The sequence below is a fragment of the Microbacterium sp. 4R-513 genome (genome assembly GCF_011046485.1).
Taxonomy (GTDB): domain Bacteria; phylum Actinomycetota; class Actinomycetes; order Actinomycetales; family Microbacteriaceae; genus Microbacterium.
In genome coordinates, this window is record NZ_CP049256.1 from 3209301 (window position 1) to 3235323 (window position 26023).

Genomic DNA, 26023 nt, shown 5'->3' on the forward strand with positions numbered 1-26023 from the left:
GTCGTCAGCGCGCGGGGGACGTGAGAGCTGCGCAGGCGGCCTCGTACCGCTCGGCGATGAGCGCCGCCATGCGGAGGTCGGGGGCGAGCGGTGACGTGACGACATCGGCGCCGGAACGCGCGATCACCTCCGCGAAGAACCCCGGCGCGAGGACGTAGCTCGCGGCGACGACGCGCTCGGCGCCGGCCTCTCGAGCCGTCTCGACCGCTTTCCCGATGCGCGGCTCGGCGCCTGCGGCGAACCCCACCGAGACCGGACGGCCGAGGAGCTCGCCGAGGCGCGCGGCCATCGCGATGACGTCGACCTCCGCGGCCGGATCACTCGAGCCCGCCGCGGCGAGCACGATCGCGTCGCCGCGCCGCACGTCAGCCTCGCGGAGGCGCTCCTCGAGCGTGAGGGCGAGCAGATCGTGCGGCCCGAGCGCGGGAGCTGCGACGGCGTGGGGGAACGGCTCGACCGCCCGGGCGATGTCGACGCGCGTGTGATACCCGGTCGAGAGCAGCAGCGGCACCACGACGACGGCGACGGATGCCGCGGCCTCGGCAACGACATCTGCCACCTCCGGCTGCTGCACGTCCACGAACGACTCTTCGACTCGCACGTCGGGCAGGATCGCGCGCACCTGTTCGACGAGCGCTCTGATCGCGCGGCGGCCGTCCTCGGACGATGTGCCGTGCGAGCAGGCGACGAGGACCGGGCGGCTCACAGGGTCCCCGCCGGCTCGAGCACGTTGAGGCGGTAGCCCCGCTTGACGACGGTCTTGATGAGGTCGGGCACGCCGAGCGCCTCGCGCACCCGGGCGACGGCCATCTCGACGGCGTGCGTGTTGTCGCCGGAGCGGGGGAGCGCGCACTGCAGGGCCGTGCGCGCGACGACCGAGCCGTCGGCGTCGAAGAGCACGCCGAGCAGATCCACGCCCGTGCGCGAGAGCGGGATGAACCGTCCGTCGAGCACCGCCCCGCTGCTTCGGAGCTCGAGGCGGCCGGCCGTCGTCTCGCGCGACGGTGCATGCTCGCCGCCGAAGTAGGTCACCACCGCGCGCACGAGCGAGCCGAGACGTCCACGGTCGGCGATGAGCGGCGGGAGTCCCTCGTCCTCCAGCGGGCCGGCTGTGATCGGGCCCACCGCGGCCAGCAGAACTCGGTCCCGCTCGGCGAGCCGGCGGATGTCGTCCAGCACGCCCTCGCGCCGCGCAGCCTCGAGCCACTCGAAGGCGCCGGGTGCCGACGTGAAGAGCACGGCATCCACCTCACCTGCACCCGTGGCCACGACCGACTTGCGGACCACCTCGGGGTCGGGCGGAGGACCCCATCGGTACACCGTGAGGCTGACGACGTCGGCGCCGTCGGCCTCGAACAGCTCGTCGAGGCCGTCCGCCCCCGAGCCGTGGTGCTGCACCGCGATGCGGCGTCCCGCGACACCCTCGGCGAGCAGGAACTCGCCGAGCTCGACGGAGGTCTCGGACTCTGCGACCCAGTCGGCGGTGAGGCCCGCCTGCTGGATGGCTCCCCGGGCCTTGGGTCCCCGCGCGACGATCTGCGCGCCCGCGAAGGCGGCGTGGAGGTCGTCCAGGAGCCCCGCCTCGTCGGCCGCTTCCATCCACCCTCGGAAGCCCACGCCCGTCGTCGCGACCACGACCTCGGGGGGATGGGCGATGAGCTCGCGGGTGCGGGCGATGAGCGCCTCGTCATCGATGTGCGGCACGATCGTCAGCGCGGGAGCGTGGCGCACCGTCGCGCCGTGGCGCTCGAGGGCTGCGGCGAGCTCGCCGGAGCGGCGGTCGACGGCGATGACGATCGAGCAGCCGACGAGGGCCGCCGACAGGGTGGGGCGTGGAGCTTCGGTCACCGGGCAGTTTCGCCGATCAGTTCGGGATGGGGCAGGAGCAGGTCGGCGCGGGTGACCTCGCCGATGACGATGACGGCGGGGGTCGAGACCCCGGCCGCGGTGGCGTCGGCGACGGCATCCGCGAGCGTCGTGCGGGTCGTCCGCTGCCGGGGTGTGTGACCGTTCTCGACGATCGCGACCGGACGACCGGCCGGGGCGCCGGCGTCGAGCGCCGTCTGGACGAGCCGGGGGAGTGCCGCGACGCCCATCAGCACGACGGTCGTGACCGCGGGGTCTGCGATCGCCGCGACGGTCGCCGGGGTCGTGGGCGCCTGGCCGTTGACGACATGGACGGATGCCGCGCTCCCGCGATGGGTGACCGGGATGCCGGCGGCCTGGGGCACCGAGACGACGCTCGTGAGGCCCGGCACGACGTCGACCGGCACCCCGGCCGCGAGGCATGCGGCGACCTCTTCGCCGCCACGGCCGTACACGAACGGGTCGCCGCCCTTGAGTCGCACGACGCGCTTGCCGGCACGGGCGTGCTCGACGATCAGACGGTTGATCTCGTCCTGCGGCACGGGGTGGTGGCCGGGACGCTTGCCCACGTCGATCACCTCGACGGCGGGGTCGAGCTCGCCGATCACATCAGTCGGGCCGAGGCGGTCGGCCACGACGACATCGGCTTCGGCCAGCAGGCGCCGACCCCGGACGGTGATGAGGTCGACGGGTCCGGGTCCGCCTCCGACGAGGTCGACCCGGCCGGCCGCCGTGGCGCGGTGGCGACGCAGCGGCAGGCGGCCCTCGCGCAGCAACGCGGCGATCGCATCGCGCAGCCGTCCGGCTCGGCGAGGGTCCACGCCCGCGTCCGACATCACGCCGACCAGCACATCGCCCGACCGCGTCTCGGCGGTGAGCCGGGCGGAGCCGTGCGCGCCGTCCGATGCGTTCACGCAGAGCGTGCGCGTACGCTCGCATACGGCGGCGATCTCGGCATCCGTCTGCGCATCACCGGTGGCGGTGTGCACGAGCCAGGCATCCGCGACGTCCTCGGGCTCCGCAGCGCGGGGCGCCCACAGCAGGCCGTGCTCGTCGACGAGCGTTCGCACCTCGTCGCACAGCGCCGGTGCGACGATCCGCACCGCAGCGCCGTCGTCCAGGAAGCGCTGGAGTCGCCGTGCGGTGACCGGTCCGCCGCCGACCATCAGCACGTCGCGGCCGGCGAGCGAGATCCCGAGCATCGTCGTCATGCGCGTCCTTCCTTCACGAACACGGCGCCGTCGCGCACCGCGACGGGCCACACGGCGAGGGCATGAGGACCCTTGCCCTGGGTGTCCAGGCACGCGCCCGTCCGGAGGTCGAAGACCTGCTTGTACATGGGCGACGCGACGGTCGGGGCATCCTGTCGCGTGCCCACGATGCCCCGCGAGATGACGTGCGCTCCGCTGTAGGGGTCGAGGTTCGACACGGCGAAGACCCGCCCGCCGTGGGTGAGGAACAGCGCGATCTGCGTGTCACCGAGGAGAGCGGCGCGACCGCGCTCGATCTCGAGATCGGCGAGGTCGCAGATCCGCACCCAGGCGGCGGCATCCGTCTTCTTCTCGGCGATGTCGGCCATGGTCATCGCCGGACCTCCAGCGTCGTTCCCGCGATGAGCACGCGCGCGTCCTCGCGCTCCTCAGCGGTCGCGGGTCGAGGCTGGCCGCGCTCGACCGTGTAGGCGAGCGAAGGGTCGGGGGTCTTCGGCGCGTTCACGAAAGAGGCGAAGCGGCGGAGCTTCTCGGGGTCTTCGAGCGTCGCCTTCCACTCGTCCTCGTACGAGCCGATGTGGGAGGCCATCGCCGCATCGAGGTCGGCGCACAGGCCCAGGCTGTCCTCGAAGATGACGGCGCGCAGACCCTCGATCCCGCCCTCGAGGTCTTCGAACCATGGCGCCGTGCGCTGCAGGCGATCGGCCGTGAAGATGTAGTACATCAGGAACCGGTCGATCGCGGTGAGCAGCTCGGCGTCGCTCAGCCCTTCGGCGAGCAGCACGGCATGGCGCGGCGTGAACCCGCCGTTGCCGCCGACGTACATGTTCCACCCGGCCTCGGTCGCGATGACGCCGACGTCCTTGCCGCGCGCCTCGGCGCACTCGCGCGCGCAGCCCGAGACGCCGAGCTTGAGCTTGTGCGGCGACCGCAGCCCGCGGTAGCGCAGTTCGAGCTGGACGGCCATGCCGACGGAGTCCTGCACGCCGTAGCGGCACCACGTCGAGCCGACGCACGATTTCACGGTCCGGAGCGACTTGCCATAGGCATGGCCCGACTCGAACCCCGCGTCGACGAGGCGCTTCCAGATGTCGGGCAGCTGCTCGAGGCGCGCCCCGAACAGGTCGATCCGCTGGCCGCCCGTGATCTTCGTGTAGAGGTTGAAGTCCTTCGCGACCTGGCCGATGACGAGGAGCCCCTCGGGAGTGATCTCCCCGCCGGGGATGCGCGGCACGACGGAGTAGCTGCCGTCCTTCTGCAGGTTGGCCATGACATGGTCGTTGGTGTCCTGCAGGGCCGCGTTCTCGCCGTCGAGCACATGCGTGCCGGTGAGCGTCGCGAGGATGCTCGCGAGCGCGGGCTTGCAGATGTCGCAGCCCCGGCCGACGCCGAACCGGTCGATGACGGCGCTGAAGGTGCGAAGGCCCGAGACGCGGACCGCGTCGAAGAGCTGCCGCCGCGACATGTCGAAGTGCTCGCACAGCGCGTTGCTGGGCGCCGCCCCGGACTTCGCGAGCTCGGTCCCGACGATCTTCTTGATCATCATGACGCACGACCCGCACGCCGCTCCGGCCTTCGTGCACGACTTGATGCCCGCGACATCCGTGCAGCCCTCCTCGTGGACGGAGTGGCGGATCGTGCCGGCGGTCACGCTGTTGCACGAGCACACGAGCGCCTCGTCGGGGAGCTCGGCGGTCGGCGAAGCGACGCCGCCCTCGGGCATGAGGTACGCGGCCGGGTCGCCCCCCAGCGCGCCGCCGACGAGCGGCCGCAGGGATCCGTACGCCGACGCGTCGCCCACGAGGATGCCGCCGAGGAGCGTCTTCGCGTCGTCCGAGAGCACGAGCTTCTTGTAGACGCCGGCCACGGGGTCGGCATACACGACATCCAGTGCACCCGGCGTCTCGGCGAAAGCGTCGCCGAAGCTCGCCACGTCGACTCCCGAGAGCTTGAGCTTCGTCGAGAGGTCGTAGCCGGGGAAGGATGCCTCGCCCCCGAGCAGCCTCGTCGCGGCGACCTCCGCCATCGCGTAGCCGGGCGCGACGAGCCCGACGCACAGGCCGTCGAAGTTCGCGACCTCGCCTATCGCGAGGATCGCGGGGTCCGAGGTCTGGCATCCGGCGTCGATGAGCACGCCGCCGCGGGGGTGGACGTCGAGCGCCGCCTCGCGGGCGAGCTCGTCGCGGGGGCGCACGCCGACGGTGAACACGACGACGTCGGCAGCCTCGTACGAGCCGTCGCGGAACTCGAGCGCGACGACCCTGCCGGAGCGATCGGCGTCGAGGCGCGTCGTGATGGACTCCGTCTTCACCGTGATGCCGCGGGACTCGATGAGGCGGCGGAGCGCATTGCCGCCGGGGAGGTCGAGCTGCGCGGACATGAGCCGGTCCGACGACTGCACGACGGTGCACGCGACGTCGAGGCCCTGAAGGGCGCCGGCTGCCTCGAGGCCCAGGAGCCCGCCCCCGATGACCATGCCCGTGAGCGGCCGGCCGAGCTCGCGCGAGCGGGACTCGACGTAGGACCGCAGGCGCTCGACGTCGTCGAGGGTGCGGTAGACGAAGCATCCGTCGTGCCCGAAGCCGTCCACCGCGAGGCGAGCAGCATAGGAGCCCGTCGCGAGCACGAGGTGGTCGTAGGCGACGACGCGCCCGCTCGCCGTCGTCACCCGGCGGGCGCTCCGGTCGATGCGCACGACGGCGTCGCCGGCCACGAACGAGACGCGCTCGTCGTCGAGCACGCTCCGCTCGAGGCTCAGGTCGTCGGGCGAGGCGCCGGCGAAGAAGCTCGTGAGCCCCACGCGGTCGTACGGATGCCGCGGCTCCTCGCCGAGAAGCGTGACCCGCCAGGACTCGTCTCCGCGGCTCAGCAGACTGTCGACGAAGCGGTGGGCCACCATGCCCGCGCCCACCACGACGACGTGCGCGCCGGGTGCCGCGGTGGAGCTCATGGCGTCACGGTACGCGGGAGATGTTGCGGCTCGGTCAGCGCCATGTTTCCGGCTCTTGACGTCCTCTGCCGTGTCCCGGCGGGCTTCTCGGGATGTTGCCTCGCTCATGGCGCCTCCGATTCGACGGGTGGTGCGGGTGCCCGCCACGTTAGGAGCGCGGTGTTTCACCGTGCGGCGGCGTTCGATTACCCCGAGCGAACGTTTCCCTCACTCCGCCCCTGAAGCCGAAGTGAGATCGCGCCCGAGGCGCCCCCGATGGAGCACAATTCGTAGGAGGTCCTCGAGCAGGGCCCGGTCGTCCCGCGGAAGCGGGCAGAAGCCTCAAGGAGTGCCGCATGCGTCGCGTGAAGATCGTCGCCACCCTCGGTCCCGCCACGGCCGACTATGAGACCGTCGAAGAGCTCGTCCGGGCGGGGCTCGACGTCGCGCGCCTGAACCTGAACCACGGCGACCACGGCCTCCACGAGGCGTCGTATGCGAACGTCCGTCGTGCGAGCGAGTCGACCGGACGAGCAGTCGGTGTCATGGTCGATCTGCAGGGCCCGAAGGTGCGGCTCGCCCGCGTCGCGGACGGCCCGCAGCTGCTCGAACCCGGCGACGTCCTCACGATCACGACGGACGACGTGCCGGGATCGAGGGAACTGGTCTCCACGACGTACGCGGCGCTCCCCGAGATCGTGTCCGAGGGCGACACGATCTTCGTCGACGACGGCCGGGTGCGGCTGCGCGTCCTCGCGAGCGACGGCACCCGCGTGCGCACCGAGGTGGTCGTGGGCGGCCGCATCTCGGACAACCAGGGCATGAACCTGCCCGACATCGCGGTGGACGTCCCGGCTCTCACTGCCAAGGACGAAGCCGACCTCCGCTGGGCTCTGAACCTCGGCGCGGACCTGGTCGCGATCCCCTTCGTGCGCGGCCCGAAGGACGTGCAGCGCGCTCAGGTCATCATGGCCGAGGAGGGCCGCCGCATCCCGATCATCGCGAAGATCGAGCGACCCGAGGCGGTCGAGCATCTGCAGGAGATCATCGACGCCTTCGACGCCGTCATGGTGGCGCGCGGCGACCTGGGCCTCGAGCTCCCGCTCGAGTCCGTGCCGATCGTGCAGAAGCACGCCATCGAGCTCGCCCGACGGTGGGCGAAGCCCGTGATCGTGGCGACGCAGATGCTCGAGTCAATGATCGACAATCCGGTGCCCACGCGGGCTGAGACGAGTGACGTCGCCAACGCCGTCATCGACGGCGCCGACGCCTTGATGCTCTCGGGCGAGACGAGCGTCGGGACGCATCCCGTCACCGTGGTCGAGACGATGGCCCGCATCATCCAGTCGACCGAGGAGCACGGCCTCGAGCGCATCCCTCGCCTCGGCACCAAGCCGCGCACGCAGGGCGGCGCCATGACGCTGGCGGCGTCGAGCATCGCCGACTTCGTCGGCGCCAAGTACGTGTGCGTCTTCAGCCAGTCCGGTGATTCGGCCAGACGGATGTCGCGGCTCCGCGACCGCGTGCCGATCATCGCGTTCACCGACCTGGCGTCGACCCGCTCGCGCAACGCGCTCCTGTGGGGCGTCGACACGTTCCTCGTCGAGCGCGCCGACACCACAGACGCCCTCATGTCGGTGCTCGACGACACGCTCCTGTCCGAGGGCCTCGCCAGCAAGGGGGAGCGGGTCGTCGTCACGGCGGGCGCGCCTCCGGGGATCGCCGGATCGACGAACAACGTCCGCGTGCACATCGTCGGCACGGGCGGCACGGAGGTGCTGTCCTGACGCCGGGTCGCGGCATCCGTTCACATACGCGCCCGGCGCGGCGCAACCCCCGCGGTAGGGGTATCGGCCCTCGATAGGGTGGGAAACCATCCCAAGGAGGACCTCTGTGCAGGCTTGGCCCGGTTCCGCATATCCGCTCGGCGCGACGTACGACGGCAACGGCACGAACTTCGCTCTCTTCAGTGAGGGTGCGGAGCGTGTCGAACTCTGTCTGTTCGGTGATCGCGGGAAGGAGACCCGCGTCGACCTGATCGACGTCGACGCCTTCGTGTGGCACACGTATCTGCCCAACATCGGCCCGGGACAGCGCTACGGCTACCGCGTGCACGGCCCCTTCGACCCGAAGTCCGGACAGCGCTTCAATCCGAACAAGCTGCTGCTCGACCCGTACGCGAAGGCCGTCGAGGGTCAGGTGCAGTGGAACCAGTCGGTCTTCGGCTACAACTTCGGCAAGCCCGACTCGCGCAACGACGACGACTCGGCCTCGTCGATGATGAAGGGCGTCGTCGTGAACCCCTTCTTCGACTGGGGCGGCGACCGCCTGCCGAAGACGCCCTACTCCGAGACCTTCATCTACGAGGCGCACGTCAAGGGGCTCACGAAGCTCCACCCCGCCATCCCCGAGGAGATCCGCGGAACGTACAGCGCGATCGCGCACCCCGCGATCATCGAGCACCTCAAGAAGCTCGGTGTCACGGCGATCGAGCTCATGCCCGTGCACCAGTTCGTCAACGACTCGACGCTGCAGGAGAAGGGCCTCTCGAACTACTGGGGCTACAACACCATCGCCTTCCTCGCGCCGCAGAACACGTACTCCGGCACGGGTGACCGCGGCCAGCAGGTGCAGGAGTTCAAGGGCATGGTCCGGGCCCTCCATACGGCCGGCATAGAGGTGATCCTCGACGTGGTCTACAACCACACGGCGGAGGGCAACCACATGGGGCCGACCCTCTCGATGCGGGGCATCGACAACGCCGCCTACTACCGCCTCGAAGACAAGGACAAGCGGTACTACACCGACTACACCGGTACGGGGAACAGCCTCAACGTCGGCAACCCGCACGCCCTGCAGCTCATCATGGACTCGCTGCGCTACTGGGTGCTCGAGATGCACGTGGACGGCTTCCGCTTCGACCTCGCCGCGACGCTCGCGCGCGAGTTCTACGACGTCGACCGCCTGGCGACCTTCTTCGAGCTCGTGCAGCAGGATCCGGTGGTCTCGCAGGTCAAGCTCATCGCCGAGCCGTGGGACATCGGTCCCGGCGGCTACCAGGTCGGCAACTTCCCCCCGCAGTGGACCGAGTGGAACGGCAAGTACCGCGACACCGTCCGCGACTTCTGGCGGGGCGAGCCCGCCACGCTCGGCGAGTTCGCCTCACGGCTCACCGGATCGGCCGACCTGTACGAGCACTCGGGTCGCCGGCCCGTGGCATCCGTCAACTTCGTCACCGCGCATGACGGCTTCACGCTGCGCGACCTCGTGTCGTACAACGAGAAGCACAACGAGGCCAACGGCGAAGACAACAACGACGGCGAATCGCACAACCGCTCGTACAACAACGGTGCCGAGGGGCCGACGGACGACCCCGAGATCCTGACCCTCCGGGCCCGCCAGCAGCGCAACTTCATCGCGACGCTCATGCTGTCGCAGGGCGTGCCGATGCTCCTGCACGGCGACGAGCTCGGGCGCACGCAGCAGGGCAACAACAACGGCTACGCGCAGGACAACGAGATCACGTGGCTGAACTGGGAGACGGCGGATCAGCCGCTGATCGAGTTCGCCGCCGCACTCGCGAAGATCCGGCACGATCACCCGACCTTCCGCCGTCAGCGATTCTTCAACGGTCGTCCGATCCGCCGCGAGGCCGGTGCGCCGGTGCCCGACATCGTGTGGGGCCGCCCCGACGGGTCGCAGATGCAGCCCGAGGACTGGGAGTCGGGCTTCGGACGGGCGATCAGCGTGTTCCTCAACGGCAAGGGGATCCGCGAGCGCGATCGCCGGGGCCAGCCGATCACCGACTCCCACTTCATCGTGCTCCTCAACGCCGGCGACGATCCCGTCGACTTCCACATCCCCGAGGTGGACTTCAGTCCCACGTGGGACCTCATCGTCGATACGGCGGGCGAGCAGGCCGGCTTCGACCCCCTCCCGCCCGGAGCGGTGATCACCGTGCAGCCGAAGGCGCTCATGCTGCTGCGGGAGCACATCGCGCCCGAGATCGAGACCGACCACTCTGTGGCGGCATCCGTCGCGGCCACGGTCGCGGCAGCCACCGCTGACGAAGTGCCGGGTGCGGCGCCGAGGCTCGAGGTCAAGAGGTAGCCGGCATGCATCCTTCGTCGACGTACCGCCTGCAGATCCGGAAGGCATTCGACCTGGATGCCGCGGCCGAGGTGACGAGCTATCTCCGCGACCTCGGCGTCGGCTGGGCATACCTCTCGCCGCTCCTGGAGGCGACCGAGGGCTCAGACCACGGCTACGACGTCGTCGATCCGACCCGCGTCGACCCCGCCCGCGGCGGCCCCGAAGGCCTCGACCGGTTCGTCCGCGCCGCGCGCGAAGCCGGGCTCGGCATCCTCGTCGACATCGTCCCCAACCACATGGGCATCTCCGACCCGGCGGCGAATCCGTGGTGGTGGGACGTCCTCCTCCGCGGGCGGGACTCCCGCTACGCCGAGGCCTTCGATATCGACTGGGAGTACGGCGACGGCCGCGTCCGCGTGCCGATCCTCGGCTCCGACATCGACGAGGTGCTCGAGGCGGGGGAGCTGACCGCTGATCCGCAGCCCGGTCCGAAGACCCCGCACGGCGCGCTGCGCTATTTCGACCACGTGCTGCCGCTGGCCGAGGGGACGACTCCCGATGGCCCGACGACGGATGCCTCGGCCCTCCGCGGCATCCTCTCCCGCCAGCACTGGGAGCTCACGTTCTGGCGACGCGAGGCCGCCGAACTGAACTACCGGCGCTTCTTCGCGGTGACGACGCTCGCCGGCGTGCGGGTCGAGGTGCCGTGGGTCTTCGACGAGACCCACGCCGAGATCCTGCGGTGGGTGCACGAGGGGCTCGTCGACGGGCTGCGGGTCGATCACCCCGACGGGCTGCGCGACCCGGGCGGATACCTCGACCGCCTCGCCGAAGCGACCGACGGCACCTACGTGCTCGTAGAGAAGATCCTCGAGCACAGCGGCACCGATCACCCCGAGGCGCTGCCCGCCTGGTGGGAGACCGACGGCACGACCGGGTACGACGCGATGGCCGAGATCGACCGGGTGCTCATCGACCCGGCGGGGGAGCAGGCGCTCGACGACCTCGACGCGCGACTGCGCGCCGAGAGCGGCCTCACTCCGCCGGTCCCGTACGCCGACGTGATCCACGGCACGAAGCGCATGATCGCCGACACGATCCAGCAGTCCGAGATCCGCCGTCTCGTCCGCTGCCTCCCCGAGCCGGTCGAGCGGGCTGACGACGCGCTCGGCGAGCTCCTCGCCTGCTTCCCGGTCTACCGCTCCTACCTCCCTGCGGGGCGGGAGAATCTCGACGCGGCGGCGGCAGAGGCATCCACTCGCCGTCCGGACCTCGCCGACGCGATCGACCGGCTCGTCGCGCTCCTCGCCGACCCGTCGCTCGAGGTCGCCCAGCGCTTCCAGCAGACCACCGGGCCCGTCATGGCGAAGGGCGTCGAAGACACGGCGTTCTACCGGCAGACGCGACTCGGCACGCTGACTGAGGTCGGCGGCGATCCCGGCGTGTTCTCGCTCTCGACCGATGGCCTGCACCGCGCGTTCGCCGGGCGTCAGGCCGGCTGGCCGCGCAGCATGACGTCGCTGTCGACGCACGACACCAAGCGGGGCGAAGACGTCCGCGCGCGGCTCTCGGTGCTCTCCGAGGTGCCGGACCGGTGGTCGGAGGCGCTCGGACGACTCCGCGGCATCGCGTCGACCGGTCACGGCCCGTTTGACAGCCTCCTCTGGCAGGCGATCGTCGGTGCGTGGCCCGCGACGCCCGAACGGCTGCACGCGTACGCCGAGAAGGCCGCTCGCGAGGCGGCCGAGGCCACGGGGTGGTGGGATCCGGATCCCACGTTCGAGGAGCGCATGCACGACCTCGTCGACGCGGCGTTCGGCCGTGCCGTCGGAATGGTCAACGACCTCGTGCGCGAGATCCGGCCCTTCGGATGGTCGAACTCGCTCAGCGCGAAGCTGCTGCAGCTCGCCGGACCGGGCGTGCCCGACGTGTATCAGGGCTCCGAGCTCTGGGAGACGTCGCTCGTCGACCCCGACAACCGCCGGGCCGTCGACTTCGCCGCCCGCCAGGCGATGCTCGCGGAGCTCGACGCCGGGGTGCCGCTCGGCGAGCTCCCTCCCGTCGACAAGACCGGTGCGGCCAAGCTGCTCGTGACGTCACGGGCCTTGCGCCTGCGGCGCGACCGTCCCGACCTCTTCACGCGGTACACGCCGATGACGGTCGTGGGAGAGGCGTCCGCGCACGCGATCGCCTATGACCGCGGAGGAGCGGTCGCGATCGCGACCCGCCTTCCCGTCGGCCTCGACCGCCGTGAGGGATGGGGCGACACGGCGCTCCTCCGCCATTCGGGCCCGACGGTCGACGTCATCACCGGACGCCGGTTCGAGGCATCCGTCGTCCCCCTCGCCGAACTGCTGTCGCACTATCCCGTGGCGCTTCTGGCACTCGAGGAGGAATCGTGATCGAAGTCTGGGCCCCTCGAGCGCATCGCGTGCGGCTCCGCCGCGGAAGCGGGGGAGAGGATGTCGAGCTCCAGCGTCAGGAAGGCGGCTGGTGGCGCGCCGACGTCGAGCTCTTCGACGGCGACGAGTACGGCTTCGTGCTCGACGACTCCGACGCCGTCCGGCCCGACCCGCGCTCACGTCGCCAGCCGCGCGGCGTGCACGACCTGTCTGCGTACTTCGACCCCTCGGCGTTCGAGTGGACGGATGCCTCGTGGACCGGGCGCCAGCTCGCCGGGGGACTGATCTACGAGCTGCACCTCGGCACGTTCACGCCCGAGGGGACCCTCGATGGGGCGATCGGCAAACTCGATCATCTCGTCGAGCTCGGCGTCACCCACGTCGAGCTGCTCCCGGTCAACGGCTTCAACGGGGTGTGGAACTGGGGCTACGACGGCGTGCTCTGGAACACCGTCCATGAGGCGTACGGTGGTCCGGCCGCCTATCAGCGCTTCGTGGATGCCGCGCACGCCGCCGGGCTCGCCGTGTTGCAGGACGTCGTGCACAACCACCTCGGCCCGAGCGGCAACTACCTGCCCGAGTTCGGGCCGTATCTGCGCCAGGCGAGCCGCAACACGTGGGGATTGAGCGTCAACCTCGATGAGCCGGCCGTCCGGCGCCACATCCTCGACAGCGCGCTCATGTGGATGCGGGACTACCACGTCGACGGTCTGCGGCTCGACGCCGTCCACGCCCTGAAGGACGACTCGCCGGTGCACATCCTGCAGGAGCTCGCCGAGGCATCCGACGCCCTCTCCGCCCATGTCCGGCGTCCGCTCACGCTCGTGGCTGAGTCGGATCTGAACGACCCGAAGCTGATCCTGCCGCGCGAGGCGGGCGGGTACGGGCTGACCGCGCAGTGGAGCGACGACTGGCATCACTCGGTCCACGTGGCCCTGACCGGCGAGACGACCGGCTACTACGAGGACTTCGCCGCCCTCGACGCGCTGCCGAAGACCTGGTCGCAGGGGTTCTTCCACGACGGCACGTATTCGTCGTTCCGGGGTCGAGACCATGGCCACCCGGTCCCGCACCAGGTGCCCGCATGGCGTCTCGTGACCTTCGCGCAGGACCACGACCAGATCGGCAACCGCGCCACGGGCGACCGGCTGAGCGCCACGCTGTCGTTCGAGCGGCTCGCCGTCGCCGCCGTGCTGACGCTCACGGCACCCGGCACGCCGATGCTCTTCATGGGCGAGGAGTGGGGCGCCTCGACGCCCTGGCAGTTCTTCACCTCCCACCCCGAGCCAGAGCTGGGCGAGGCCACCGCGAAGGGCCGCATCGAGGAGTTCTCCCGCATGGGGTGGGATCCGGCGACCGTGCCCGACCCGCAGAACCCCGCGACGTTCGAGCGCTCGAAGCTCCGGTGGGACGAGGCATCCGACGGCGACCACGCGCGGCTGCTCGCGCTCTACCGCTCGATCGCCCGGCTCCGTCGGGAGCGCCCCGAGCTGACGGATCCGTCGTTCGCCTCGCTGGGTGCGGAGGCGGTGGACGTGACCGGCGGGCGGGTCTTCCGCCTGCGACGCGGTGGCCTGCTCGTGCTGGTCAACCTCGGCGCCGAGCCCGTGAGGTTCGAGGGAACGGGCGAGATCCTGCTGGCGACGGATGCCGCCACCGCTGTCGTCGACGGAGCGCTCGTCCTTCCGCGCGACAGTGCCGCGGTTGTGGAGGCTCCTGCGGTGGGCTGATCCCCGTCAGGCGGCACCGGTCAGGCGACGCCAGTCGGGCGAGACCTCGCGGTCGGTCAGTCGACGCCGAGGAACGAGCGGTCCGTCAGGATGATCGGCCCGGACTCGGTGATCGCGACGGTGTGCTCGGAGTGGGCTCCCCGGGAGCCGTCGGCGCTGCGCAGCGTCCAGCCGTCCGGGTCGGTGACCAGCTCGTCGGTCGTTCCGAGGAACCACGGCTCGAGGGCCACGACGAGCCCGGCTCGCAGCGGGTACCCGCGATTGGGTTTGCCGTCGTTCGGCACGTGCGGGTCGCCGTGCATGATCCGGCCGACGCCGTGCCCGCCGAAGTCCGTGTTGATGCGATAGCCGTCGGCGTGGGCGACCTCGGCGATCGAGTGCGAGATGTCGCCGATGCGGTTGCCGACGACGGCGGCCTGGATCGCGGCATCCAGCGCCCGCTCCGTCGTATCGATGAGCGCGAGGTCCTCGTCGCGCGGCGTCCCCACGACGAACGACACGGCGGAGTCCGCCACCCAGCCGTCGATCGAGACTGCGAAGTCGAGCGAGACGAGGTCGCCGTCGCGGATCGCGTAGTCGAACGGCAGGCCGTGAAGCACGGCGTCGTTGATCGACGTGCAGATGACCTTGCCGAACGGGCTCGCGCCGAATGAGGGGTGGTAGTCGATGTAGCAGGACTCGGCACCCGCTCGGCGGATGAGCTCGTGCGCGCGGCGATCGATCGCCAGGAGGTTGGTCCCGACCTTCGTCTCGTCGCGCAGCGTCGCGAGCGTCTCGGCCACGAATCGCCCCGCCGGTCGCATGGCCTCGATCTCGGCGGGTGTGCGCAGCTCGATCATCGTGCTCCTCTCAACCTGCCCATTCTGTCGGATGCACCGACCCGGTCGCTGGGAGGATGCCCCGGGGACGCGCCGACCCGGTTCCCCCCAGGGGCGATCGGCGTACCATCAGTGCCATGTGGCTGCGTCGCGGGTTCTACAGCTGGCTCTTCCCGGCTGCGTTCCTCCTGCCGCTGTGGCTGCTCGTGGGGTGGGCCGTCTTCAACGCCGGAGGATGGGCGTTCCTGTGGGTGCTGTTCCTCGCGATCCCGGCCGTCTTCATCGGACAGCTCGTCCTGACGCTCCTCGTCCGGGCGCGGGGCACCGTCCGCGCCGAGCGGGCGGTCTCGTGGTGGGACGTGCTGGGCTTCACGGTCTGGCACCTGCTGATCATCTCGCTGGGCTTCTTCAACCAGGCGTGGTGGGCACCCGTCATGGTGGTCACGATCCTCGCCGGCGTGGGTCTGTTCTGGCTGACGCTGTGGCAGCTCTGGCGCGAGGCGCGGCCGTCGAGCATGGTGATGTACACGACCGAGGGCGTCGCGTACCTCTCTCCGCAGGCGGCTCGGGATGCCTCGGCCTCCGCCCCGCAGGCGCACAGCCCCGACGACGTCTTCGTCATCGCCGAGAAGCGCGAGCCCGAGTCGCGCTGACCCCGCGTTTTGGCGGGCTCCGTCATCCGTGGCAGAATGGTTGTTTGTGCCCTGACCCGGCTCTGCCTCAGGGGAGCCCGCCGTGCGAAGCGATTCATGCGGCCTCGGGCACACGACATCCTTTTCCCCTTTTTTCGCGGTCGACCTGTGGCGGCCGCAGGAAGTGACGATCATGCAGATCCTCGACGCCGTCGATGCGGCCTCGCTCCGCTCCGACATCCCCGCCTTCGCACCCGGCGACACAGTGAAGGTGCACGTCAACATCACCGAGGGCAACCGCTCCCGCATCCAGGTCTTCCAAGGCGTCGTCATCGGCCGCTCGGGCGACGGCGTGCGCGAGACCTTCACGGTCCGCAAGATCAGCTTCCAGGTCGGCGTGGAGCGCACCTTCCCGGTGCACAGCCCGGTCATCGACCACATCGAGATCGTGACTCGCGGTGACGTCCGTCGCGCGAAGCTCTACTACCTGCGCAACCTCCGTGGCAAGAAGGCCAAGATCAAGGAGAAGCGCGAGAACTGAGTTCTCCCGTTCGATGCCCCGAGCCTCAGGCCCGGGGCATCGTCATCTCCGGAGTGTGACGCGGACATCGAAGATGACGCGTCTGGCGGCCGAGCACGTCGGAGTATGCGACCCTTGAGAAGACGGCCCACCGATCTCCCCGGCGAGCCCGGTGAAGGACCCACATGACGACCGAGCAGACGGCCTCCGCGGAGCCGGTTCCCACGCCTGATTCGTCCTCCGGCACGGATCAGCGCCGCCGCGGATGGCTCTACTTCCTTCGCGATGTCGTCATCATCGTGCTCGTCGCGGTCCTCGTCTCGTTCCTCGTCAAGACGTTCGTCGTGCGGTCGTTCTACATCCCCTCCGGGTCGATGGAAGACACGCTGCTCGTCAACGACCGCATCCTCGTCGACGAGATCACCCCGCGCTTCGGCGGGTACGACCGCGGCGAGATCGTCGTGTTCCGCGACCCCGGTGGATGGCTGCCTCCTGCACCCGCCGACACGCGGCCGCCCATCGAGCAGGGCGTCGACTGGATCCTCTCGCTCGTGGGCCTCTCCGCCCCCGACAGCGACGACCACCTGATCAAGCGCATCATCGGCCTGCCGGGCGACCACGTCGTCTGCTGCAACGCGATCGGCCAGATCACAGTCAACGGGGTGCCGATCGACGAGTCCTCGTACCTCAAGCTGCCCGGCGGCGAGACGGCGGCCTCGGGCGACCCGTTCGACGTCGTGGTGCCCGACGGCGACCTGTGGGTCCTCGGCGACAACCGCTACCGCTCGAAGGACTCGAGGTACAACCAGGATCAGCCGGGCAACGGCTTCGTCCCTCTCGAGAACGTCGTGGGCCGCGCGTTCCTCATCACGTGGCCGCTCTCGCGCTTCGGCCTTCTCGACTTCCACCCGCAGGTGTTCGCGGGGGTTCCCGACTCCACCGGCGACGACTCCGACTCGGGCGGGACCGACTCGGGCACGCATGCGACGCCCGCCGAGGAGGCGCCCGGATCGTGACCGTCGTCGAGCCGCGGCTGACCCTCGAACGCCGGCTCCTGAAGGAGTGGCCGATCGTCATCGCGTGCGACGAGGTCGGCCGGGGTGCGCTGGCCGGACCCGTCGCCGTGGGTGCGAGCGTCGTGACGCCGGCGGACGCCCGGCGCCGCATCCCGCAGGGGCTGCGCGACTCGAAGCTCGTGCCGGAGCCCAAGCGCGCCGATGTCGCGTCACGAGCGGCGAAGTGGGTGTCGGTGAGCGCCGTCGGCTGGGCGAGCAGCGTCGAGATCGATGAGGTCGGCATCATGCGCGCCCTCGGTCTCGCGACGATCCGTGCGCTGGCGGACCTCCGGGCCCACGGCGTGGTGCCCGAAGAGGCGATCGTGATCCTCGACGGCAACTACGACTACATCACGCCGGCCGGAGCGGTCGGTCTGACGGTGCGACCGGTCATCAAGGCCGATCGCGACTGCGCGAGTGCGGCCGCGGCATCCGTCATCGCGAAGGTCGCACGCGACACGCTCATGACGGGCCTGCACGACGAGCTCCCCGCCTACAACTGGGCGAGCAACAAGGGCTACGCGAGCCCCGACCACCGCGAGGCGATACGCGCGCACGGCATCAGCCCGCACCACCGCGCGTCGTGGTCGATCGCCGATTGGCCGACGCTCTTCTGAGACGCCGCCCCGAACGGCTCAGCTGTCGAGCGAGAGCTCTTCCGGCAGGTGGAAGTCGCGGCGCGAGAGCTCCTCGACGTTGACGTCCTTGAACGTCAGGACGCGGACGGACTTGACGAAGCGGTCGGCACGATAGATGTCCCACACCCAGACGTCGTTCATCGAGATCTCGAAGTAGAAGTCGTGCTCGGTGTCGCGGCGGACGACGTTGACCTCGTTGGCAAGATAGAACCGCCGCTCGGTCTCGATCACGTACTGGAACTGCGAGACGACGTCGCGGTATTCGCGGTAGAGCGCCAGCTCGAGTTCGCGGTCGTAGTCCTCGAAGACTTCGTCATCCATGGTGTCTCCATCCTAGACAGGCGAGCGCGCCGCCCGCCCCGGCATGTCGGCGACGCCCGTTCCTCCCCAGCGCCTCCTCGAGACGGGCAGTGAACGGATGCCGCCGGCCGCCCCCGACCGGCGGTGCGCGTCGCGGGAGCATGCCGGAATGGCAGAGAAAGACGTCCTCGGACGCGCGGGCGAAGACCGCGCGGCACGCTACTTCGAATCGCTCGGGTACACCGTGCTGTCGCGCAACTGGCGGGCACCCGGGGGAGAGCTCGACCTCGTCGTCGCCACCGCGACAGAGCTCGTCGTCGTCGAGGTGAAGACGCGACGGAGCGTCGCGTTCGGGCACCCGTTCGAGGCGGTCGGCGAACTCAAGAAGGCGCGGCTGTGGCGCCTCGCGATGGCGTGGATCGCGGCGCATCGCGACCTCGTCCAGGGCAGGCGGCTTCGCATCGACGCCATCGGGCTGATCGGCCCCGACCCGGCGACGGCGTCGCTCGAGCACCTCGAGGGGGTCGTGTGACCGTCGCGCGCACCTGGTCCGTCGCCCTCTCGGGCCTCGAGGGCTCGCTGGTGGAGGTGGAGGCCGACCTGTCGAACCAGACCCCGGCCTTCCAGATCATCGGGCTGCCGGACAAGGCGCTCGGCGAGGCGGCCCGCCGGGTCTTCAACGCCTGCGCGAACAGCGGGCTGAACCTCCCGCGGCGGCACCTGACCGTCAACCTGTCGCCGGCGAGCCTCCCGAAGAGCGGGTCCGGCTTCGACGTCGCCATCGCCATCGCGTCGCTCGCCACCGAAGCGCCGATGGATGCCGCGTCCGTCGCCGCGACCGTCCACCTCGGCGAGCTCGGCCTCGACGGGCGGCTCCGCCCCGTCCCCGGCGTGCTGCCGGCCGTCGCGGCGGCGGCGCAGGCGGGGATCCGGCGCGTCGTGGTGCCGTGGGCGAACAAGGCGGAGGCCGACCTCGTCGAGGGTATGACCGTCCTCGGAGCGGTCGACCTCGCCGAGGTCGCCCGCTGGCACGGGGCGGATGTCGACGATCCCGGTCATGATCCCGTCGCCGGCCCGCTCACCCCCGGCGAACCCGCCGTCGACCTCGACCTCAGCGAGGTGATCGGTCAGCGCGAGGCGGTGGACGCGCTCGTCGTCGCGGCCGCCGGTGGGCACCACCTGCTGATGTGCGGCCCGCCCGGCGCCGGCAAGACGATGCTCGCCCGGCGGCTGCCCGGCATCCTGCCCGCTCTCGACGATCGCGCCGCGCTGTCGGTGGCCTCGATCCGGTCCCTGTCGGGCGAAGCCGTCACCTCGCTCTCGAGAGTCCCTCCCTTCGAAGCTCCCCACCACTCGGCGAGCATGGCGGCACTCGTCGGCGGCGGCTCCCGGCACGTCCGGCCGGGCGCTATCGCCCGCGCGAGCGAAGGGGTGCTGTTCCTCGACGAGGCCGGTGAGTTCATGGGCTCGGCGCTGGATGCGCTGCGCCAGCCTCTCGAGGGCGGCTCGATCGTCATCCACCGCGCCGGCGCGACCGCCGCCTTCCCCGCCCGCTTCCAGCTCGTGCTGGCGACGAACCCGTGCCCGTGTGGCGACTACGGCGTCGTCGGAGGCTCCTGCAGCTGCCCCGCCATGGCGATCCGCCGCTACCTCGGGCGGCTCTCCGGGCCGCTCCTCGACCGCATCGACATCGAACTGTCGCTCGCCCGCGTGTCGGTCGCTCATCGCCAGGCGGCTTCCGCCCCGACGCTGACGACGGCCGCAGCCCGCGAGCGGGTGATCGATGCCCGGGCTCGCGCAGCTGACCGCCTCGCCGACACCCCGTGGCGGCTCAACGCGCACGTCGCGGGCACGTGGCTGCGCGAAGGTCCGCATGCGCCCGCGCCGGTGGTGCGCCGGCCGCTCGATGCGGCGCTGCACCGCGGTGCGCTGACACTCCGCGGCTATGACCGGGTGCTCCGCGTCGCCTGGTCCATCGCCGATCTCGCCGGCCGCCAAGCTCTGAGCGTCGAAGACGTCGGGCGGGCGCTCTACCTCAAGAAGGGAATCACCCGATGACCACTGCCGCCGCTGCCCTCGACGCTGCCAAGCGCGCGCTCGCGCCTGTTCGGAGCGGCATCCCGGTCGACGACGAGCACGAACTGGCTGCACGAATCGTCTGGAGCCATCTCGTCGAGCCAGGGGACGGCATCGCGGGTCGCCTGATCGCGGAACTCGGTGCCGCCGCAGCGCTCGAGGCGATCGCCACCGACCGGCCGTCAGGGACGCCCGAGCTCACCTCCAAGGAGCTCGAAGACGGTCATAAGCGCTGGATGCCGCGCCTCGCGGCCGCTCCGATCCGGGTGGCGCTGGAGGTGGCCGCCCGAGCGCAGGTGCGGCTCGTCGTGCCGGGCGACGGCGAGTGGCCGACGCAGGTCGCCGACCTCGGTCCCCATGCACCCGTCGCCCTCTGGGTGCGAGGCGACCGCGCCGCGCTCGCGCGCCTGCGGCCGTCGGTGGCGATCGTCGGGGCACGGGCCGCGACTTCTTACGGCGAGCACGTCGCGATGGAGTTCGCCGCGGACCTCGCGGGTTCCGGCATCCCAGTAGTCTCGGGCGCCGCCTACGGCATAGACGGATCAGCCCACCGTGCGGCCCTCGCGACGGGCGGGCTCACCGTCGCGCTCGTCGCCGGGGGAGTCGAACGCCCGTATCCGGCGGGTCACAGTCAGCTGCTCAACCGCATCGCGTCCGCCGGGGCCGCTGTGAGCGAGGTGCCGTGCGGGTCCGCCCCGACCAAGTGGAGGTTCCTTCAGCGCAATCGGCTCATCGCGGCCCTGTCGGACGTCACGGTCGTGGTCGAGGCGGGATGGCGCAGCGGCTCGCTCAACACGGCCGCGCACGCGCTCGAGATGGGACGCGCGGTGGCCGCCGTGCCCGGACCGGTCACGAGTGCCGCGTCGGCCGGTGCTCACCGGCTGCTCCGGGACGGCGCCGTGTGCGTCACGAATGCCGACGATGTCCGCGAGCTGCTCGGCCGGCGATCCGGCGACGGGCATCTCTTCGACCTACGAGACGACCGCCCGCCGACCGACGACCGCACCCGCGTGCGCGACGCCCTGAGCGCGCGGGCATGGCGGGACGTCGAGGAGCTCGCGCGACGCAGCGGGATGTCGGCCGCCGACGTCGAAGGGATCCTCGGCCTGCTGCAGCTGAACGGCGAGGTGGAGAGCGGGTACCTGGGCTGGCGGCGCAGCACTCTTCCGGCCTGATCGTCGGGCGATCGGTGCGTCCGGCCGCCGCCCAGGAGCCACCCGCGGCATGCTGGCATCATGCGGCTCGTGGAAGCAGCGGATGCCTATGCCCGGCATGTGCGGGATGTACGTCGCCTGTCGGCCGCGACTGTGCGCGCCTACCGGGCGGACCTCGCCGACTTCGCCGCCTCGTCCAGTGACCTCGAACTCGCCGACGTCGATCTCGAGCACCTGCGGGAGTGGCTCTGGCAGGCGACGAAGCGCGGGGACGCGCGCTCGACGATCGCCCGCCGCACCGCCGCGGTCCGCGGCTTCTTCGCCTGGGCGTCGGAGTCGGGCCTCGTCGACGCCGACCCGAGCCTGCGTCTGGTCGCCCCCAAGCGGGGCCGGACGCTTCCGAACGTCGCGACGGCCGACGCCGTCGGCGGACTGCTCGACGAGCTCGCCCGGACGGCAGCCGCGGGAGATCCGGTCGCCCTGCGTGATCATGCCCTCCTCGAGGTCCTCTACGGCGCGGGAATCCGCGTCTCGGAGCTGTGCGGCCTCGACCTCGACGACATCGACTCCGAGCGCCGCACGGCCCGCGTGACGGGCAAGGGCTCGAAGGAGCGGGTGGTGCCCTTCGGTGGCCCGGCGGCCGCCGCGCTCGACGCGTACCTCGTCCGGGGACGCCCAGCGCTGCTCGCGCGGCGCGACGACGTCGCCGGCGAACGCGCGATCTTCCTCGGGGCTCGGGGCGCGAGGCTCGGCCCCCGCGCAGCGTACGACGTCGTCTCCCGCGTGCTGGGACCGGTGGTGGGCTCGACGGTCGGCCCCCACGCCCTTCGTCACTCCGCGGCGACCCACCTCCTCGACGGCGGAGCCGACCTGCGGACCGTGCAGGAGCTGCTCGGTCACGCGAGCCTCGGCACGACCCAGATCTATACGCACGTCTCGAGCGAGCGACTGGCCGCGACCTATCGTCTCGCGCACCCGCGCGCGTGACCGATCGGCCGTGCGCCGACGGACGGCGTGCATCGCGGCGCTATCCGCAGCAGGGGAGGAGCACGGCCCGCGGGATGCCGCCCAGCAGCAGCAGCGGATTGATGTACTCGCCGTCGAGCCGCACGCCGAAGTGCAGAGCGCCGGGGGGCGTATGACCCCCGAGTCCGATCGCACCGATCGGCTGCCCCCGCACCACGCCGGTGCCCGGCTGCAGTTCCGACATGACGGGTTCCAAGGTCGTCACGAGGCCGCCGCCGTGGTCGATCGTCAGCAGCGAGCGATCGGCGACCGCTCCGGCGAATGCGATGGTCCCGTCGGCGGGCGCGACGATCTCGAAGCCGTCCGTCGGCTCGATGTCGATGCCGCGGTGCCCCGGAGCGTAGCGATGCGCCGGCTGCACGTACGGCTCGACGACCCGGAAGGGGGAGACCGGCCACACCCAGCCTCCGTCGGACAGCTCGGGCCCCGCCGCGGAGGCCGGCGATCCCATGACCGCTGCCGTCGTGATGATGACGGCAGCGCCCGCGACGCGGAGCGGACGGCGGAGAGGACGGCGTCGCGGCATCCGTTCATCGTCCCCGGAGGGCGTCCGCACGCACGCCTGCCGAACGGGTCGGTGGATGCCGCGATGCCGCTCGGCGACTGGGGAGGACCGGCTGCCCGCGCGCCGCTGGGCGACGTCACCTCCTGATACACTGGTGGAGCACCCCGCTCGTCGGGGTGACTCCGCGTGCCCAGAGCGCTGCACCCCTCGACGGCTTCCCGCCATCAAGGACGCGGCGTGGCATCCACTCCCAACGGTCCCGAGCGAAAACGCTCCGGGTGGGCGTGTGCCGGGCACCAGGCTCGCCGGCCCATCGGTTCGGCGCGAGACAACCGCAAGAGGCGCGCGAGCGCCAGAACAGGAGAACGGCCATGGCCGTCGTCACGATTCGCCAGCTGCTCGACAGCGGCGTGCACTTCGGGCACCAGACCCGCCGGTGGAACCCGAAAGTCAAGCGCTTCATCCTCACGGAGCGCAGCGGCATCCACATCATCGACCTTCAGCAGTCGCTGACGTACATCGACAAGGCGTACGAGTTCGTCAAGGAGACTGTCGCGCACGGCGGCACGATCCTCTTCGTCGGCACGAAGAAGCAGGCGCAGGAAGTCCTCGCCGAGCAGGCGACCCGCGTCGGCCAGCCCTACGTCAACCAGCGCTGGCTCGGTGGCCTCCTCACCAACTTCCAGACGGTGTCGAAGCGCCTCGCGCGCATGAAGGAGCTCGAGGAGCTCAACTTCGACGACCCCGCGGCGAGCGGCTTCACCAAGAAGGAGCTCCTCCTCAAGAAGCGCGAGCTCGACAAGCTGCACAAGTCGCTCGGCGGAATCCGCAACCTCCAGAAGACGCCGTCGGCGATCTGGGTCATCGACGCCAAGCGCGAGCACCTCGCCATCGACGAGGCCAAGAAGCTCGGCATCCCCGTCATCGGCATCCTCGACACCAACGCCGACCCGGACGAGTTCCAGTACCCGATCCCCGGCAACGACGACGCGATCCGCTCGGTGAGCCTGCTCACGCGCATCATCGCCGACGCCGCCGCCGAGGGCCTCATCCAGCGTCACCAGCCGACGGACGAGTCGGCCGACGCCGAGCCCCTCGCCGACTGGGAGCGCGAGCTCCTCGAGCAGGGCTCGGAGACCACCGTCTCCGGCGCCGCTGACGTCTCGATCGCCGCGACCGAGACCGAGGCGGACGCGGCCGGTGCCGCCGCGCACGACGAGGCCCTCGCCGCCGCGCCCGTCGCGGTCGACGCCGAGGCTGAGGCCGACGCCGTCGAGGCGGAGGTCGCCGACGTCGTCGAGGCCCCGGGCGCCGACGCCTGACGGTTCCCCTTCATCAGCTACGCTTCGGCGGGGTCGCAGAGCGGCCCCGCCGAGGCATCCCACGAGAACTCTCCACAAGCAAGGAGCCGCCACACATGGCAAACTTCACGATCGCCGACATCGAGTCGCTGCGCGAGCAGCTGGGCACCGGCATGGTCGACACCAAGAAGGCTCTCGAGGAGGCCGACGGCGACCTCGAGAAGGCTGTCGAGATCCTGCGCCTCAAGGGCGCCAAGGGCAACGCCAAGCGTGCCGACCGCTCGACGAGCGAGGGCCTGATCGCCGCGAAGGAGTTCGACGGCAAGGTCACGATCCTCGAGCTCAACACCGAGACCGACTTCGTCGCCAAGAACGAGCGCTTCATCGCGCTGGCCGACAAGGTGCTCGAGGCCGCCGCCACTGCCGGCGCCGACTCCGCCGAGGCCGCCCTCGCCGCGCCCGCGGGCGACCAGACCGTCGCGGAGCTCATCTCCGACGAGGCCGCCATCATCGGCGAGAAGGTCGAACTGCGTCGCGTGCGCACGCTCTCGGGCGACAAGTTCGAGATCTACCTGCACAAGACCAGCAAGGACCTGCCGCCGCAGGTCGGCGTCGTGCTCGCCTACACGGGCGACGACGCCGAGACGGCTCGCAGCCTCGCGCAGCACATCTCGTTCGCGAACCCCACGTACCTCACGCGTGACGACGTCCCGGCCGACGAGGTCGAGAAGGAGCGTCAGATCGTGACCGAGATCTCGCGCAACGAGGGCAAGCCGGAGGCCGCCCTCCCGAAGATCGTCGAGGGCCGCGTCAACGCCTTCTTCAAGCAGGTCTCGCTGCTCGACCAGGACTACGCGAAGGACAACAAGCTGTCCGTCGCCCAGGTCGCGAAGGACGCCGGTCTGACCCTCACCGACTTCGCACGTTTCAAGGTCGGCGCGTAACGACCTCGGAAGGCCCGCATCGAATTCGATGCGGGCCTTTCCCATGCTTTCGATAGTCTGCATTCGCGACGAGAGGATCCCACGTGATCGATGAAGCGACCGGACGCCGCCGCGTCCTCCTGAAGCTCTCCGGTGAGGCGTTCGGCGCCGGCCAGCTCGGCGTGAATCCCGACGTCGTCAGCCAGATGGCCCGCGAGATCGCTGCGGCCGTGGACCGGGTCGAGATCGCCGTCGTCGTCGGAGGCGGCAACTTCTTCCGCGGAGCAGAGCTCAGCCAGCGGGGGATGGACCGCGGGCGTGCCGATTACATGGGCATGCTCGGCACGGTGATGAACGCGCTGGCCCTTCAGGACTTCCTCGAGCAGGCGGGCGCGGCCACGCGCGTGCAGTCGGCGATCTCGATGACCCAGGTCGCGGAGCCGTACATCCCACGCCGTGCGGAGCGCCACATGGAGAAGGGCCGCGTCGTCATCTTCGGCGCCGGCGCCGGTCTGCCCTACTTCTCGACCGACACCGTCGCCGCCCAGCGGGCGCTCGAGACCAAGTGCGACGAGATCCTCGTCGCGAAGAACGGCGTCGACGGCGTGTACACGGCGGATCCGCGACTGGATGCCTCGGCCACCCGGATCGACGAGCTCACGTACTCCGACGCCCTCCTGCGCGGGCTCAAGGTCGTCGACTCGACCGCCTTCAGCCTCTGCATGGACAACGGCATCGACATGCGGGTGTTCGGCATGGAGCCGGCAGGCAACGTGACGCGCGCCCTGCTGGGTGAGTCGATCGGCACGCTCGTCACGGTGTGACGACGCCCTGCCGACTAGACT

At 70.8% G+C, this 26023-nt stretch carries 23 protein-coding genes; 15 read left to right on the plus strand and 8 right to left on the minus strand.

All coding sequences use genetic code 11. From position 1 onward, the window contains the following. Positions 1–4 precede the first annotated feature (4 nt). From G5T42_RS14135 to nirB, 5 genes are read right to left on the minus strand one after another with little or no spacing between them, the layout of a single operon-like run. A complete protein-coding gene (locus G5T42_RS14135) occupies positions 5–706 on the minus strand; it encodes a CbiX/SirB N-terminal domain-containing protein (RefSeq protein ID WP_165129440.1) in 702 nt (233 codons plus the stop codon). Next, entirely contained in the window at positions 703–1848 is a 1146-nt protein-coding gene (locus G5T42_RS14140) for a uroporphyrinogen-III synthase (protein WP_165129441.1), read from the minus strand. Before G5T42_RS14140 ends, G5T42_RS14135 begins: the two co-directional genes overlap by 4 nt. Beyond that, entirely contained in the window at positions 1845–3077 is a 1233-nt protein-coding gene (gene cobA / locus G5T42_RS14145; RefSeq protein ID WP_165129442.1) for a uroporphyrinogen-III C-methyltransferase, read from the minus strand. The genes G5T42_RS14140 and cobA overlap by 4 nt, the downstream gene beginning before the upstream one ends. Further along, complete coding sequence (gene nirD, locus G5T42_RS14150) at positions 3074–3451, minus strand: nitrite reductase small subunit NirD (protein ID WP_165129443.1); 378 nt, start codon at positions 3449–3451, stop codon at positions 3074–3076. The genes cobA and nirD overlap by 4 nt, the downstream gene beginning before the upstream one ends. After that, entirely contained in the window at positions 3448–6027 is a 2580-nt protein-coding gene (gene nirB / locus G5T42_RS14155) for a nitrite reductase large subunit NirB (RefSeq protein WP_165129444.1), read from the minus strand. Before nirB ends, nirD begins: the two co-directional genes overlap by 4 nt. A gap of 335 nt (positions 6028–6362) precedes the next feature. Here nirB and pyk point away from each other — a divergent pair, with 335 nt between their 5' ends. The 4 genes from pyk to treZ all read left to right on the plus strand — a co-directional run bounded on the left by pyk (position 6363) and on the right by treZ (position 14230). Beyond that, positions 6363–7793, plus strand: coding sequence for a pyruvate kinase (gene pyk / locus G5T42_RS14160; RefSeq protein ID WP_165129445.1), 1431 nt, complete (start codon positions 6363–6365; stop codon positions 7791–7793). A gap of 106 nt (positions 7794–7899) precedes the next feature. Next, a complete protein-coding gene (gene glgX / locus G5T42_RS14165; protein ID WP_165129446.1) occupies positions 7900–10116 on the plus strand; it encodes a glycogen debranching protein GlgX in 2217 nt (738 codons plus the stop codon). Between the two features lie 5 nt (positions 10117–10121). After that, on the plus strand, positions 10122–12500 hold the full coding sequence (treY, locus tag G5T42_RS17790) for a malto-oligosyltrehalose synthase (protein WP_165129447.1): 2379 nt from the start codon (positions 10122–10124) through the stop codon (positions 12498–12500). Further along, a complete protein-coding gene (treZ, locus tag G5T42_RS14175; protein WP_241246079.1) occupies positions 12494–14230 on the plus strand; it encodes a malto-oligosyltrehalose trehalohydrolase in 1737 nt (578 codons plus the stop codon). The genes treY and treZ overlap by 7 nt, the downstream gene beginning before the upstream one ends. A 56-nt stretch (positions 14231–14286) precedes the next feature. Here treZ and map read toward each other — a convergent pair whose 3' ends face one another. After that, positions 14287–15069, minus strand: coding sequence for a type I methionyl aminopeptidase (gene map, locus G5T42_RS14180; protein WP_165129449.1), 783 nt, complete (start codon positions 15067–15069; stop codon positions 14287–14289). A gap of 116 nt (positions 15070–15185) precedes the next feature. On the opposite strand from map, the gene G5T42_RS14185 reads away from it, so the two are divergent. The 4 genes from G5T42_RS14185 to G5T42_RS14200 all read left to right on the plus strand — a co-directional run bounded on the left by G5T42_RS14185 (position 15186) and on the right by G5T42_RS14200 (position 17872). Next, positions 15186–15701 carry an MFS transporter permease gene (locus G5T42_RS14185; protein WP_241245839.1) on the plus strand — a complete coding sequence of 172 codons (516 nt, stop codon included), beginning with the start codon at positions 15186–15188 and terminating at the stop codon, positions 15699–15701. A gap of 172 nt (positions 15702–15873) precedes the next feature. Then, positions 15874–16221 (plus strand): 50S ribosomal protein L19, encoded by a 348-nt coding sequence (gene rplS / locus G5T42_RS14190; RefSeq protein ID WP_165129450.1) that lies wholly within the window; start codon positions 15874–15876, stop codon positions 16219–16221. Between the two features lie 164 nt (positions 16222–16385). Then, on the plus strand, positions 16386–17216 hold the full coding sequence (lepB, locus tag G5T42_RS14195; RefSeq protein ID WP_165129451.1) for a signal peptidase I: 831 nt from the start codon (positions 16386–16388) through the stop codon (positions 17214–17216). After that, the gene (locus tag G5T42_RS14200) at positions 17213–17872 is read left to right on the plus strand and encodes a ribonuclease HII (protein ID WP_165129452.1); all 660 of its coding nucleotides are present in this window, start codon (positions 17213–17215) and stop codon (positions 17870–17872) included. The genes lepB and G5T42_RS14200 overlap by 4 nt, the downstream gene beginning before the upstream one ends. Before the next feature lie 18 nt (positions 17873–17890). Here G5T42_RS14200 and G5T42_RS14205 read toward each other — a convergent pair whose 3' ends face one another. Continuing rightward, entirely contained in the window at positions 17891–18214 is a 324-nt protein-coding gene (locus G5T42_RS14205) for a DUF2469 family protein (RefSeq protein WP_133543441.1), read from the minus strand. A gap of 148 nt (positions 18215–18362) precedes the next feature. On the opposite strand from G5T42_RS14205, the gene G5T42_RS14210 reads away from it, so the two are divergent. The 4 genes from G5T42_RS14210 to G5T42_RS14225 are packed head-to-tail and all read left to right on the plus strand — an operon-like array spanning position 18363 to position 22410. Continuing rightward, the gene (locus G5T42_RS14210; RefSeq protein ID WP_165129453.1) at positions 18363–18725 is read left to right on the plus strand and encodes a YraN family protein; all 363 of its coding nucleotides are present in this window, start codon (positions 18363–18365) and stop codon (positions 18723–18725) included. Next, positions 18722–20251: a YifB family Mg chelatase-like AAA ATPase gene (locus tag G5T42_RS14215; protein ID WP_165129454.1), complete on the plus strand. Its 1530-nt coding sequence runs from the start codon at positions 18722–18724 to the stop codon at positions 20249–20251. The genes G5T42_RS14210 and G5T42_RS14215 overlap by 4 nt, the downstream gene beginning before the upstream one ends. Continuing rightward, complete coding sequence (gene dprA / locus G5T42_RS14220) at positions 20248–21444, plus strand: DNA-processing protein DprA (RefSeq protein WP_165129455.1); 1197 nt, start codon at positions 20248–20250, stop codon at positions 21442–21444. The genes G5T42_RS14215 and dprA overlap by 4 nt, the downstream gene beginning before the upstream one ends. A 60-nt stretch (positions 21445–21504) precedes the next feature. Next, a complete protein-coding gene (locus G5T42_RS14225; protein ID WP_165129456.1) occupies positions 21505–22410 on the plus strand; it encodes a tyrosine recombinase XerC in 906 nt (301 codons plus the stop codon). Between the two features lie 40 nt (positions 22411–22450). On the opposite strand, the gene G5T42_RS14230 is transcribed toward G5T42_RS14225, so the two are convergent. Continuing rightward, a complete protein-coding gene (locus tag G5T42_RS14230) occupies positions 22451–22975 on the minus strand; it encodes a M23 family metallopeptidase (RefSeq protein WP_206535651.1) in 525 nt (174 codons plus the stop codon). A 350-nt stretch (positions 22976–23325) separates the two neighbouring features. Here G5T42_RS14230 and rpsB point away from each other — a divergent pair, with 350 nt between their 5' ends. The 3 genes from rpsB (at position 23326) to pyrH (ending at position 26002) form a co-directional block, all read left to right on the plus strand. Beyond that, on the plus strand, positions 23326–24276 hold the full coding sequence (gene rpsB, locus G5T42_RS14235) for a 30S ribosomal protein S2 (protein WP_165129457.1): 951 nt from the start codon (positions 23326–23328) through the stop codon (positions 24274–24276). A 95-nt stretch (positions 24277–24371) separates the two neighbouring features. Further along, positions 24372–25199: a translation elongation factor Ts gene (tsf, locus tag G5T42_RS14240; protein ID WP_165129458.1), complete on the plus strand. Its 828-nt coding sequence runs from the start codon at positions 24372–24374 to the stop codon at positions 25197–25199. An 83-nt stretch (positions 25200–25282) separates the two neighbouring features. Continuing rightward, positions 25283–26002, plus strand: coding sequence for a UMP kinase (pyrH, locus tag G5T42_RS14245; RefSeq protein ID WP_165129459.1), 720 nt, complete (start codon positions 25283–25285; stop codon positions 26000–26002). Positions 26003–26023 lie beyond the last annotated feature (21 nt).